This is a genomic window from Streptomyces sp. ATexAB-D23 (genome assembly GCF_000373645.1).
GTDB lineage: Bacteria > Actinomycetota > Actinomycetes > Streptomycetales > Streptomycetaceae > Streptomyces > Streptomyces castrisilvae.
This window is the reverse complement of sequence record NZ_KB892001.1, coordinates 299,703-313,070: the sequence shown is the minus strand read 5'-3', so window position 1 is coordinate 313,070 and position 13,368 is coordinate 299,703. Positions and strand designations below refer to the sequence as shown.

Here is a 13,368-nt window from a genome sequence, read left to right as displayed (position 1 = left end):
GCAGTCCACCGTCAGAGCGGCAGGTCCAGTTCGGCCACGACCGTCTTGCCGACGCAGGCGCGGTCCAGCACCTCCCACCGGTCGGCGAGCGCGCCCACCAGGAGCAGCCCCCGGCCCTCCTCGGCGAGCGGGGCGGGCTCGGTCACGCCCCCGGCGGGCGGGCGGCGTTCGCCCCGGGCGTCGGAGACCTCGATGCGGAGGGTGCGGCCGGTGAGCCGGACGACCAGCTCGAAGTCGCGGCCGGGGACGCGGCCGTGCGTGACGGCGTTGGCGGCGAGTTCGGCAACGAGCACGGCGACGGTGTCGGATGCCGTGGTGCCGTGCGGCACGCCCCAGGCGTCGAGCTGGTGCAGGGCGAGCCGCCGGGCGAGCCGGGCACCGCGCGGGGTGGAGCTGAAGCGCTGGGTGAACACGCTTGCGGTGGCCGGAGCTTGGGGGGCGACCGCGATGGGCAGTGGTGTCATGCCACCAATCTGGCGGTACGCCCACACCGCGCACCAGTAATCAGCCGCGTACTCAGAGTGAGCGTACGCACTCAGGGTGTCCGCAGCAGTTCCCGGAGCCCGTCGACCCGGGCCGAGACCCCATGGGCGCCGTCCGGGGTCACGGACGGTGTGTGCGAGATCCGGCACGGGCGGCAGAGGCCGTCCGGGAGGGCGTCCGCCCGGCCGGGGCGGCCGCATTCGACGCACTCCACCCGGAGCCCGCTCGCGGGGCCCGTCGCGTCCGGCAGGTGCGGCGGCATCTTGTCGGCGAGGCGGCGGCGCACCAGGCCGAGCGGGTGCCTGACGGCCTCCGGCAGCCCGGCGGTGAGCGCCGACGTCAGGTGCTCGACGCCGACACCGCGTGCGAACCAGGCGGCGGCGAGCGGTTCCAGGGCGGCACAATCGGCGGCGGAGAGCGCCAGCCGGGGTTCACGGCGGCCGAGCCCGGCGAGGGCGAGGTAGGCGACGGAGAGCGGGGCGGCCGGGTCCGGCCGCGCGGGCGGCGGCTCGGGGGCGGGGCGCTCGGCGGGGCGCTCGGGGGCGGGGCGCTGCGGGGGCACGTCCACCGGGTCCGCGTCCGGGGCGGCGGCCGTGCCGGAGAGCGCGGTGATCCACCACTCGTTGTCGCGGGCGGTCCGGGACCAGTAGGTGTACGTCACCCACCGGCACGTGCCTTCCCCGTCGACCCGCCGCCGTACGCGGCGCAGGTGTCCGGCCACGGCGAGGGCGCGCAGGGCGGTGCCGATGGCCATCTGGCCGTACAGGGGGAGGTCCTTGGCCAGCGACTTGATGTCCATGGCGGCACCGTCGGGCAGGCGGTCGACGTAAGCCGCGACGTACCGCTCACGCTCGGGCAGGGCGGCGAAGTCGGCGGGTTGGGAGGGGCCTTGACCGGGGACGGCCTGCTTGCCGTAGCCGGAGTTGGCCGTGCGGTGCGGGCGCGAGGCTTCGGGCGCGGAGGGGGCGGGGCTAAAGTGCTGGGCAGCCATGAGATCGGTCTTTCATTGGGTGTCGATCTTGGGTCAGACCCCGGCCGGTGCGAGAACACCGCGTCGGGGTCGTTTCGTTGGGGGCACCGTAAGCAGTCGCGACTTTCCGCTGCAACTCGCTCACTATTAGTCATACTTGCTGGCCGTGACGGGGTCGGGAGGGTGGCAGGGTTTCCCCTTCCCGCCCTCCCCGCCGGATGGAAAACACCGCTCGGGTCTTGGATCTCGAAGCCCAAGGGCACCCCGAACACGCCGCCCGGGACCCAAGAGTCGAGACCCGAGACCCGAGAGCCAAGATCCGAGACCCGAGCGGCGATCACCCCTCGACTTCCTTCCGGCGGCGCACCAGCCGCCAGTCGCGGGCCTGCTTCGGGATGTTCACCTCGTCCGTGGCCGGCACGGTTTCACCCACGATGACCTGCCCGGTCGGCACTGCGAGTTCCAGGCTGGAAAGATGCTTCTTGAGTCTCTTCGCCATGGGGAGGAAGGTCGCCAGGGTGAACCCGCCGGACACCACGGCCCCGACGACGGGAACGGCCTTCGAGACGGACTTGGCGAACGTCTGCTTCGTCATCTTGACGCCGAGGTGTGCGGCGATCTTCTTCACGACCGGATAGACGACACCCTTGGTCAGCGCCTTCTGCGGCAACTTCTTGGCGACCTCCTTGGATATCGCCTCGGCCACCTTCCCCACGGCCATGTTCGCGGACTGGGTCCCAAACATCACCCCGAAGAAGAGCGTGAGCACACTCCTGGTCGCGTCATCGACGTCGTCTTCACCCGAGAACAGATCGGGCCAGCTGTAGAGGTAGGCGAGCTTCTGCGCGATGCGCAGCATGTGACCGACGTACTGGGCGAGATCGGCGGGCACCGTGGCGGGCATGGCGAGGGCACCAGGAAGCCCGGTGGCCGCCGAGAGCGCGCTCACCTTGGCGGTTTCGTAGCGGATCGCCTCGTTCGCCACCCGTTCCAGAACGTCCACAGAGACGCCCGCCGCCGCCGGGGTCTCCTCCACCGCCTTGCGTACGTCCTCCTCCGAGCAGTGACGGCGCAATGCCGTCCGGAGGTACGCCTGCCGGTCGATCCGCACGCCCGGAAGCCGCGCCGCACCGGCCAGGAGAGCGGAGAACCGCGACTCCGCGCTCTCGCTCGATTTGTCCATGTCCATGACGGGAACGTACAGGTGGTCGATGCCCCGGCACGGCACTTCGCACGCAACGCCGAAATCCCCGTTCACGCCAGGCTCGCAGCGCGTACGCTGCGTCAGCGTACGCACACGCCTGGTGGACAGTACGTAACCCTCGCCTGGACCATGACACCGAGTCAGAAGCGGTACGACGGGGTGCGGCGCGAAAGGTGGCCACGATGGCCTACGGAAACACGGACGGCGGTACGGGATCTGCGGGCGGTACGGAGCCGGGGGCTTCGGACAGTCTGCGCACGTTCGGCGCGGTCGTCCATGCCCTACGCGAACACGCGGGCCTGAGCCGCGAGGAGTTCGGCGCCCTCGTCGGCTACTCGAAGCACACGATCGCCTCCATCGAGCAGGGCCGCCGCATGCCAGACCGAGGCTTCGTGGAGAGCGCGGAGCCTGTGCTCGGTGACACGGGTGCCCTCCGCAAGGCCGCACCGCATCTGACCCGGCAGGCCGGTCTCGCGAGTTGGTTCGTGCAGTGGGCACGCCTGGAGGCGACGGCGATCAGCCTCTACACGTACGAATGCCGGTTGATCCCGGGCCTGTTGCAGACCGAGGCGTACGCACGGGCCGTCATCCTGAACGTTCCGCCCTTGCTGGACCCGGAAGAGGTGGAGGAGCGGGTCGCGGCCCGGATGGCTCGCCAGGAGGTGCTGTCCGTCAACCGGAAACCGCCGACAACGTTCAGCTTCATCGTGGAGCAGTCGGTGCTGGAGCGGCACACGGGCGGGGACGACGTCACGCGTGAACTCCTCGATCATCTGATCGAGTTGATCGAGGGGAACTGGAACGTGGAGTTTCAGGTCATGCCGACGCGACGGGTGACGCATGCGGGCACTGACGGCCCCATCGTGCTGGCCGAGACGCCCGAACACCGCTGGTTCGCCTACTCGGAGGGCCAAGAGAACGGGCGGCTGATCTCCGACCCGAAAGAGATCAGCGTCCTCCAGCAGCGGTATGCGAAACTGCGCTCACAGGCTCTGACCCCCGAGGACTCGCTGAGCCTGCTGAAGCGATTGCGAGGAGCGCTATGAGCACGTCCGGCCTGACCTGGTTCAAGAGCAGTTACAGCGGCTCTGCGGGAGACAACTGCGTCGAGGTGGCGATGGACTGGCGCAAGTCGAGCTACAGCGGTTCCGACGGCGACGCCTGCGTCGAGGTAGCGGCGGGCTGGCACAAGTCCAGCTACAGCGGCTCCCAGGGCGACGACTGCGTCGAGGTCGCCGCCTGCCCCGCCGCCGTTCACGTCCGGGACTCCAAGGACCAGCGCAGCCCCGAACTCGCCCTCTCCCCCGCCGCGTGGGGCGAGTTCATCACGTACGCCGCCCGGGGCTGAGCCCCGAACCGTGCCCCGCACCGGTCGACTCCGGTGCGGGGCACAGTCATGCGCGCCGCGTCAGGCGACCGGCAGCCCCGGCGCCGGGTATCCGGCCATCAGCTCCTTCACCTCCGCCCGCACCGCGACAATCGTGGACTCGTCGCCCGCGCGGGCGGCCGTGATCACGCGGTCGATCCAGGCCGCGACCGTGGCCATCTCCGACGTCGGGACGCCCCGGGACGTGAGCGCCGGGGTGCCGATGCGGATGCCCGACGGGTCGAAGGGCTTGCGGGGGTCGTAGGGAACGGCGTTGTAGTTGACGACGATGCCGGCGCGGTCGAGGGCCTTGGCGGCGGTCTTACCGGGGATGTCCTTGCTGGTGAGGTCCACCAGGAGCAGGTGGTTGTCGGTGCCGCCGGAGACCAGGTCGAAGCCCCTGGCGGCCAACTCCTCGCCCAGCGCGCGGGCGTTGGCGACCACCCTGTGGGCGTAGGAGCAGAACGCCGGGGTGGCCGCCTCGTTCAGGGCGACGCCGATCGCGGCCGTGGTCTGGTTGTGCGGGCCGCCCTGGAGGCCGGGGAAGACGGCGCGGTCCAGGGCGCGGGCGTGCTCGACGCGGCTGAGCAGCATCGCGCCGCGCGGGCCGCGCAGGGTCTTGTGGGTGGTGGTGGAGACGACGTCCACGTACGGGGCGGGCGAGGGGTGGGCGCCGCCCGCGATCAGGCCCGCGATGTGGGCGATATCGGCCACCAGGACCGCGCCCACCTCACGGGCGATCTCCGCGAAGCCCGCGAAGTCGATCTCGCGGGGCACGGCCGTACCGCCGCAGAAGATCAGCTTCGGCCGCTCGGCGAGGGCCAGATCGCGGACCTCGTCCAGGTCGACGCGGCCGGTGTCGCGGCGCACGCCGTACTGGACGCCGTTGAACCAGGTGCCGGTGGCGGAGACGCCCCAGCCGTGCGTGAGGTGGCCGCCCATCGGCAGGGACATCCCGAGCACGGTGTCGCCGGGCTTGAGGAAGGCCAGGTAGACGGCGAGGTTGGCGGGTGAGCCGGAGTACGGCTGGACGTTGGCGTGGTCCATGCCGAACAGGGCGCGGGCGCGCTCGGCGGTGAGGGTCTCGACCTGGTCGATGACCTGCTGGCCCTCGTAGTAGCGCTTGCCGGGGTACCCCTCGGAGTACTTGTTCTGGAGCACCGTGCCGGAGGCTTCGAGCACGGCGGCGGAGACGTAGTTCTCGCTGGGGATCAGGCGCAGGGTGTCGGCCTGGAGCTGTTCCTCGGCGGCCACGAGTGCGGCGAGCTCCGGATCGGCTGCCGCCAGGGCGGGGTGGCGGGGCTGTACGGGTACGGACGCGGTCACGGGGTTCCTCCCGGGTCGGTCGCATGGCTGCGGCGTGGACCCGGATGCCCAGGCGGACGGCTCTCCGGCATGACGCCCCCGGGCGTGCCCGGGGTGTGCCGCTCCCTCGTGGTCGATTCCACTGAGCACCCCGCGAGGGGATGCGCGCCAGTCGCGGCGTCTCGCACTTTACCGGGCGGACGTACACGGACCAAGGCCCGATTCCCGGTACCGGCGGCCTCTCGCGGCACTATGGTCACTCAGGCGTGCGCATATGCCTCCGGCATATGCGAAACGCCTTGACGCGACGCGGGATTCGGCAATCGGCCGCAGTCGGCCGGCGCGGGCCCGGGTATCGAGCGCACGTACGGAAAGGATGTCTGTGGAAGTCGGCACTCGGCTGTCCGGAGGGGGACGCATGCGGGGGCACGAGCACACCAACAACGATCTGAGCGGTACGGTGCACGGCTTCGTGGTGCAGGCGAGAAACGTGGACGGCGGCATCCATGTGTCGGGCGCCGCTCCTCGGGAAGAGGTGCCGCCGCCCTGGCAGTTACCGCCCTCGGTCCGCATCACGGACCGGACGGACGAACTCCGCACCCTTGAGGCGCACCGCTGCCGGGCCGCGGAGGGTGGCCACTCCACGCTGGCGGCGGTGAGCGGGCTGGGCGGGGTGGGGAAGACCGCCGTCGCGCTGGCCTGGCTGCACGCCCTGCGCCCGGACTTCCCCGGTGGTCAGCTGTACGCCGACCTGGGCGCCCAGGCTCCGGGCGGGCCCGTCGACCCCGGCGAGGTGGTGGGGCGGTTCCTGCGGGCGCTCGGCGTCCCCACCGGCCAGGTGCCGCCGACGCTGGGCGAACGGGTCGCGCTCTACCGGTCGTTGACCGCCGACCGGCGGCTCGTGGTCCTGCTCGACGACGCCGCGACCGCGGCCCAGGTGCGGCCCCTGTTGCCGGCGGGGCGGTGTGTGACGGCGGTGACCAGCCGTCGGCGGATGTCGGGGCTGAGCCTCGACGGGGGCCATGTGCTCCATCTGGAACCCCTCTCCACCGAGGCCGCGGTGGAACTGCTCGACGCGACCCTCGCCGACGGCCGGGTCGCCGCCCAGCCCGAGGAGGCGCGGGCTCTCGTCCTGCTCTGCGCGGGCCTGCCGCTCGCGGTACGCATCGCCGGGGCGCGGCTGGCGGCCCGCCCCCGGCAGGGCATCACCGCGATGGTCCGCGCCCTGTCCGAGGAGCACGAGCGGCTGAGGGGCCTGGCGATAGAGGGCGACCACGACGTCCGGGCGGCGCTGGACCTCTCCTACCAGAGCCTGCCCACCACGGCCGCCCGCCTCTACCGGCTGCTGGGGCTCCACCCGGGCCGGGAGTTCGGCGCCCCGGTGGCACACGCGCTGCTGGGCGGGGATGCCGTCGAGGCGCTCGACGCGCTGCACGACGCGAATCTGCTCGTCGACATCGCCGGGTCGTCGGGCGGCGAGCGCTACCGGTTCCACGACCTGGTGCGGCTGCACGCCGCCGCACGGGCGGCGCAGGAGGAGAGCGGTGAGGAACGGGCCGCCGCCCTGCTCCGCATCGGTCACCACTATCTCGCCAATACCCGCCGGGCCGAGGAGATCATCGAGCCGGGACGCTCGCGGCCCGCGCCGGACTGCGAGCCGGAGCCCGGCGTCCGGGAGGACCTCGGCCCGGTGGGCGGGCAGACGGAGCCGGAGGCCGCGCTGGACTGGCTGGAGCGGGAACTGCCCAACCTGATGGCGGTGATCCGCCTCGCGCGCCCGATGGGCGCCCCGGAACTCGCCTGGGGGCTCACCGACGCGCTGTGGCCGCTGTTCCCGCGCCGCAAGCTCTACGGGGAGTGGCGCGAGTCGCACGAGGAGGGGCTGCTCGCCGCCGAGGAGGCGGGGAACGAGGAGGCCGTCTGCCGGATGCTCACCTCCGGGGCCCTGGGGAAGCTCGCCACGGGGGACCACGCCGAGGGGCTCGCCATGTTCGAGCGGGCCTCCACCTCCTTCCTGGCGCGCGGCAACGCCCTCGGGCACGCCCGGACGCTGAACTACCGGGGACTGGCCCATCGGCGGCTCGGGCGGCTCGACCGCGCGGCCGAGCTGTTCGCCCTGGCCGCGGCCGAGCTTCCCGTCTGCGGGGACCTCCGGGCCGGCGCGCTGGCCCGGTTCAATCTGGCCGATGTCGCCCTGGCCGAGGAGCGGTACGAGGACGCCGTCGTCAACGCCGAGGCCGCCCGCCTCGCTCTGGAGGCGGCCGGCGACACGTACAACGCGGCGCGGGCCGCCGGTCTGACCGGGCGGGCCTGCGTGGGGCTGGGCAGGCTCGCCCGAGCGGAGTCGGAGCTGTCGACGGCACTGTCCGCGCTCCGGGCGGAGGGGGCCGGATTCGAGGCCGCCCACGTGCTCGGAGCCCTGGCCCGGCTCTCCGAGCGGCGCGGGCAGCCCCAGCAGGCCCGGCGGTACTACCGCAGGGCGCTGTCCCTGTACGCCTCCGCCGGCCGGTCACGGTCGGCGGAGGCGGACGAGGCGCGGGCACGGCTCGGCGCCCTGGAGCCGGCGGAGACGGAGCCCGGGGCTCCGGACGCCGAGGCCCCGGGTGCGGCCGGCCCCGAGGACCTGCGGGACGGCGGGGACGCCGGCCCGTAGCCGCGTACGGTCCTGACGACCCGGATGGCGGCCGGGTCGAATCCGTCCGGGTCCAGGCCCGCCACCAGCCAGACGTGTGCGACCGAGGCCCAGACCGCCCAGGACTGCGCCGGCCACCCCCGGCCGTGGACGAGCAGCCGTGGCCGGCCGCCGCACCGCAGCCAGCAGTGCGTCCCCCGGTACACGGCCACCACCAGGGCGCCGGGGTGGCGGTCGGCGAGTCCGGCCGCGTACCGGACGGGGCCCTCGTGCCGCGCACACCCCGTCAGAAGGCCGGCGCTGGAGGGGAGTTCCGCGACCAGGACGTCGGCCAGCAGGGGCATCGGGGGCGGCGCGGCGAACCGGACGCGCAGATGCTCGTCGACGTCCCGCAGCGCGCGGCCGGCATGCAGCAGGGTGGCTCCGGTGCGGCGGACACCCCGCTGCTGGACGTCCTCGGTGAGACGCACCGTCGTCGCGCTCATCAGGCCGGCCCGCGTTCGTCGGGCCGCACGGTCACCGGCAGTGGGGCGTGGTCCGTATGCGGCCGGGCCGCGGGGGCGCGCAGTCGGAGCTTGCGGTAGATCAGGGCGCGCATCCTGACGGCGAACCGCCCCGGCTCCGAGGTGATCCGGGCCGCCACCTGTTCGTAGCGCTCGGCACGGTGGGCCGAGGCGGCGCGGGCGAGCTGGCGGTCCAGGGGGCGGCCGGTGTGCAGTCTGGGGGCGAAGGAGGCCAGTTCGGCGGCGGGCGAGGCGGGGTCCAGATCACCCTCCGGGTCACTGCCCATGAAGACGGGAACGCCCGTCATGGCCCCGTAGAGGGTGAGCGAACCGTGGTCCCCGACGATGTGGTCGGCGGCCACCAGCGCCCCGACCCAGTCGGCGTACTGGCTGATCAGCAACAGCCCGGAGCGTCCGAACCCCGCGAGCCAGCTGCGTATCTGCCAGGCGCCGTGGGCGTTCCAGACGTGCGGGTGGAGCAGGAGCGCGACCCGGAAGCCTTCCCGGGGCAGCTCCGCGACCAGTCGTTCCAGCAGTTCCCACTGCCGGCCGAGGAGGGAACCCGGCCCCCAGGTGGAGCAGGCCGTGACCAGTCGCTGCCGCGGCCCGACGCCCAGGGCGTCGCGGTAGAGGGCCCGTTGGGGCAGGCTCGCCGTGATCCGGTCGAAGCAGGGGTCGCCGACCACCTCGGCCGCGGGCAGGGCCTCGGGGCATTCACGGCCGAGCCGCGTCATGTCCTCGTGGTGGGCGAGCACGATCGATTCGGGCACCAGCCGGCCGTCCTGGATCAGCCACTGCCTGTCGAGTCCGTAGATCCCGCGTCCGGCGACCCGGCGGCCGCGTTGGCCGGCGGGGATCAGCTTGTTGTGCCCGGCGCCGTGCGGCAGCACGATCACCGGGGCGTGCAGTTCGCCCAGTCCGCCATGGGCCGCGGCCAGTGCCAGATCGAACGGCGTCTGCACCGCCTGGTGCCAGGGCAGCACGAGGCCGCCCAGCTGTTCCAGGAAGTGGGCCACCCCGTGGCTGAACACGTCGGGCGCCTGAGTGAAGAACACCTGCAACCGCGCGTCGCCCTCCAGCAGACGTACGGCTTCGAGCAGTCGCTGCCCCGCGGTGACCGTGTGCACCACGGCCAGCACTCTCCTGCGGGTCCGCCGGGTGGCCCAGCGGTCGACGTCCAGGCGCACAGGCACGAGAGGCCGGTGCGCGTCCGGCATGGTCAAGCTCATCTGATCAGTCCCCGTTTCGTCGCCGCGGACCGGCGGCCCGCGAGGGCCGCGACTGGTGGCGGCCCGGCACGCTTCTGCCCATGGACGTGGACGGACGGCTTGCAGGAATCCTGCGTTCCAGCTGTACGAAGAAATGCGCCGCGTCATGCGCCCCGGACACGCCCCTGTGCGCTCTGGTCCGGGTCGGTGGGTCAGGGAAGAGTGGACTGTTCCGCACAGACGTGCGGACGCTGCCGACGGCGGCAGGAAGTGGCGCACCCATCGGGGGCGATATGGATCTTCTTGCTCTGGGACCTCTCGAACTGTGGCACGGAGAACAGCAGCACATGCTCGGTTCGGTGAAACACCGCGCCGTGCTCGCGGTTCTGGTACACGCGCGCGGGGAACCCGTCGCCGTGGACACGTTGATGGAGCGGGTCTGGGGCGACGAGCCGCCGCTCAAGGGCCCCACCACGCTCCAGACCTACCTCTCCAAACTGCGCGGCTGTCTGCGCGACGCGGTGGGGCCGCTCGTGCAGGTGGACCACGTGCCGCCCCGGCTCTACCGGCTCCGGATGAGCGAACCGGACGACCTGGACCTGATCCGCTTCCAGCGGTTTCGCACCGAGGCCGCAGCGGCGGCGGAAGAGGGCCGGACGGACTGGGCGATCGGTCTGCTGCGTACCGCCGAGAGCATGTGGCGGGGCGAGCCGCTGGCGGAGAACTCCGGAGAGTGGGCGGCGTCGGTGCGCGCCCGCCTGCTGGAGGACCACCGCCATGTACGCGAGGAGCGCATCCGGCTGGAACTGGAGCTCGGGCACCATGCCGATCTCATCGGTGAGCTGCGGGAACTGGCGGCGGAGAGCCCGCTGGCCGAGGGGATCATCGGCTCCCTGATGCTGGCGCTCCACCGCAGCGGAAGGCACAGCGAGGCGCTGGAGCTGTACCGGACGACGCACGCCCGGCTGCGCGAGGCGCTGGGCATGGAACCCGGGCCCGGCCTTCGGACACTCCATCAGCGGATTCTGGAACAGGACCGGGCCCTGACGCGGCCCGAGGTGGTCGCCGCCACCGCCGGGCCCCCGCCCGAGCCGCCCCCTCCCCCGCCCGAGCCATCCTCTGCCCCGCCCGCGCGTCCTGCGGCCGGCCCCCCGGTACGTAACAACCTCCCCCGTGACACCCGGGACTTCACCGGCCGCACCCGGGAGCTGGCGCTCCTGCGCGACGGGCTCGCCGGCGCCGACGAGTACGCGCTGCCGCTCACGGTGCTGCACGGAATGCCCGGCATCGGCAAGACCGCGCTGGCGGTGCACGCGGCGCACCGGCTGGCCGACGCGTATCCCGACGGTCAGCTGTACGTGGATCTGCACGGGTTCAGCGGGCGGCGGCCCTTCGACCCGGCGGAGGCCCTGGCGCTCCTGCTGCACGCGGCCGGCGCGGGCGCCGCGATACCGGCCACGCTCGATGAGCGGGCGGCCAAGTGGCGGGAGTGGACGGCACGCCACCGGGTGCTGGTGGTCCTCGACAACGCGAGGGACGCCGCCCAGGTCGGAGCGCTGTTGCCCGGCTCGGCCGGCTGCATGGCGATCGTGACGAGCCGCAACCGTCTCTCCGCGCTGGACGGGGCGACCTCCCTGCTCGTGGACGCGCTGCCGGCCCGGGAGGCGGCGGCCCTGTTCACCCGCGTGGCGGGCACCGCCCGTACGGCGCGTGATCCGGAGGCGCTGCGGCTGCTCGTGGAGGCGTGCGGCCGCCATCCGCTGGCCACGACTCTGCTGGCCGGACGGTTCCGGCACCGGGAGATCTGGGACTTGCGCCACCTCCTGGACCGTCTGGCGCAGTCGAGCGATCCGCTGGACGAACTCGACGAGGAGGTGTTCGTCTCCGCGTTCCGGTTCTCCTACGCGGAGCTGGCTCCCGGCACCCGCCGGCTGCTGCGCCTGCTGGCGCTGCACCCCGGCCCCGACATCACGGCGGCGGCGGCAGCCGCGCTGGCGGGAGACCAGTCCGGTCCCCGGCCCGGCGGCGGAGCCGGGGGCGCGCGGCGCAGCATAGAGGAGCTACTGGACTGCCACCTCCTCACCGAGCCGGCGCTCGGCCGCTATCAGCTCCACGACCTCACCCGGGCTTTCGCGCTCCGCATGTCCACGGCCACGGACTCTCAGAACGCGCGCGGCGCGGCCGTCGACAGGCTCCTCGGGTACTACCTCACTTCCGCGCACCGGGCCCACCGCCTCACCCACCCGCGCCGGCGGACGCTGGAGCCCGAGCACCCGTCGGTGTACGCGGCCGAGTTCGACGACGACGCGCAGGCGACGGTCTGGCTGAACGCCGAGCGGGCCAACCTGCTGGCCGCCGCCCGTACCGCCGCCGCCGAGGGCACGGACCACGCGCCGCTCTTCCCGCACGCGCTGGCCCCCTCCTTACGGATCTGGGGCAGCTGGGCGGTCACCAACGAGCTGTACGGCGCGGCCGTGGAAGCGCTGCGCCCCCGGGGGAACCCGGTACTGCTGGCGCAGACACTGGTTGAGGCGGCGGACGTGCTGGCTCAGACAGGGCCCGGGGAGGCGCTGAGCTGCGCCTCGGAGGCGCTGACGCTGTTCCAGGGCCTGAACGACCTCGCGGGGTGCGCCGACAGCTCCTTCCAGGCGAGCCGCGCCCACCTGGGCGCCGGCCACACCGGTCCGGCGCTGCACATGGTGGACCGGGCGCTGGCGCTCTACCGCGGGCTGGGGGACGTGTACGGCGAGGCGGACTGCCTCAACGTCGAGGGGGCAGCGCTGTATTACGAGGGCCGGTACGACGAGGCACTCACCCGGGCGCGCGTCACGCTCCGGATCCACGAGGGCACGGGGGACCTGCTGGGGCAGATCCGCGCGCACAACAACATCGGCGAGATCCACCAGCTCCAGGGACGCATCGAGCAGGCCCGCGACCACCTCGAACGGTCGCGGATACTGGCCCACCTGCACAGCGGGGCGCAAGAACTGGCCATCCTGGACACCAACATGGGCGCGGTGCACCAGGCCATGGGAGACACCCAGCAGGCGCTGGCGGGCTTCCGTCGGGCGCTGGAGAGCCACCGGGCCCGGGGGGACGCGCTGGGCGAGGCGAACGCCCTGATCAGCATGGGTGCCGCGCTCACCACGAATGGTGACAGCGAGGAAGCGCTGCTCCACTTCACCTGGGCGGAGCAGGTCGCGTGCAGGATCGGCAGCGCCTACGAACGCACCAGGGCCCTGCTCGGGGTGGCCGATATACATCGCTCGACGGGCCGGCCGGAGGTGGCCCTGGAGGTCTACGGACAGGCGCTCGCCCTGGCCGAACACACCGGCGCCCGCCCCGCCGCGGCGCGGGCGCTGGCCGGTCTCGCGCGCGCGGCCCTGAGCACGCGCCGCGACCGCCTGGCCCTGGAGTACGCGGGAAGGGCGGAGGAGGTGTACCGGAGCCTGGGCGCCGAGGCCGAGGCGGAGAGCCTTCGGCGACTGCTCCAGGAGGACGAGAAGAGGGCCGGTGACTGAGCCTCGCTCAGGCGCCGGCCCGTTCAGCCGTGAGGCGGGTCAACCGCCGGCCGCCTGCCTCGTCGAGGCAGGCGCGGTCACCACATCCACTGGAGCAGTTTCAGCATTGAGGGCACAACTTCCTTTGCTCTGAACTTAGTTGGGCGTTATTTCGATGCCGGTGGACCGACGCAGTG

At 72.8% G+C, this 13,368-nt stretch carries 9 protein-coding genes; 4 read left to right on the top strand and 5 right to left on the bottom strand.

The window, feature by feature from the left end:
• Positions 1 to 11 precede the first annotated feature (11 nt).
• The 3 genes from B082_RS0101365 to B082_RS0101355 all read right to left on the bottom strand — a co-directional run bounded on the left by B082_RS0101365 (position 12) and on the right by B082_RS0101355 (position 2,642).
• A complete protein-coding gene (locus B082_RS0101365; RefSeq protein WP_026249309.1) occupies positions 12 to 464 on the bottom strand; it encodes an ATP-binding protein in 453 nt (150 codons plus the stop codon).
• A 71-nt stretch (positions 465 to 535) separates the two neighbouring features.
• Positions 536 to 1,474 (bottom strand): hypothetical protein, encoded by a 939-nt coding sequence (locus tag B082_RS0101360; RefSeq protein WP_018550022.1) that lies wholly within the window; start codon positions 1,472 to 1,474, stop codon positions 536 to 538.
• 316 nt (positions 1,475 to 1,790) lie between these two features.
• Positions 1,791 to 2,642 (bottom strand): EcsC family protein, encoded by an 852-nt coding sequence (locus B082_RS0101355; protein WP_086023897.1) that lies wholly within the window; start codon positions 2,640 to 2,642, stop codon positions 1,791 to 1,793.
• Positions 2,643 to 2,839: 197 nt separating this feature from the next.
• Here B082_RS0101355 and B082_RS0101350 point away from each other — a divergent pair, with 197 nt between their 5' ends.
• Complete coding sequence (locus B082_RS0101350; protein ID WP_018550020.1) at positions 2,840 to 3,703, top strand: helix-turn-helix domain-containing protein; 864 nt, start codon at positions 2,840 to 2,842, stop codon at positions 3,701 to 3,703.
• Positions 3,700 to 4,005 carry a DUF397 domain-containing protein gene (locus B082_RS0101345; RefSeq protein ID WP_018550019.1) on the top strand — a complete coding sequence of 102 codons (306 nt, stop codon included), beginning with the start codon at positions 3,700 to 3,702 and terminating at the stop codon, positions 4,003 to 4,005. The genes B082_RS0101350 and B082_RS0101345 overlap by 4 nt, the downstream gene beginning before the upstream one ends.
• A gap of 60 nt (positions 4,006 to 4,065) precedes the next feature.
• Here the strand turns inward: B082_RS0101345 and glyA are convergent, their stop codons facing one another.
• Positions 4,066 to 5,349, bottom strand: coding sequence for a serine hydroxymethyltransferase (gene glyA / locus B082_RS0101340; protein WP_018550018.1), 1,284 nt, complete (start codon positions 5,347 to 5,349; stop codon positions 4,066 to 4,068).
• 397 nt (positions 5,350 to 5,746) lie between these two features.
• On the opposite strand from glyA, the gene B082_RS0101335 reads away from it, so the two are divergent.
• Entirely contained in the window at positions 5,747 to 7,981 is a 2,235-nt protein-coding gene (locus B082_RS0101335) for an ATP-binding protein (RefSeq protein WP_018550017.1), read from the top strand.
• A 463-nt stretch (positions 7,982 to 8,444) separates the two neighbouring features.
• On the opposite strand, the gene B082_RS0101325 is transcribed toward B082_RS0101335, so the two are convergent.
• The gene (locus B082_RS0101325; RefSeq protein WP_026249306.1) at positions 8,445 to 9,692 is read right to left on the bottom strand and encodes a hypothetical protein; all 1,248 of its coding nucleotides are present in this window, start codon (positions 9,690 to 9,692) and stop codon (positions 8,445 to 8,447) included.
• A gap of 272 nt (positions 9,693 to 9,964) precedes the next feature.
• Between B082_RS0101325 and B082_RS0101320 the strand changes: the two genes are divergently transcribed.
• Positions 9,965 to 13,192 (top strand): AfsR/SARP family transcriptional regulator, encoded by a 3,228-nt coding sequence (locus B082_RS0101320; RefSeq protein WP_026249305.1) that lies wholly within the window; start codon positions 9,965 to 9,967, stop codon positions 13,190 to 13,192.
• Positions 13,193 to 13,368 lie beyond the last annotated feature (176 nt).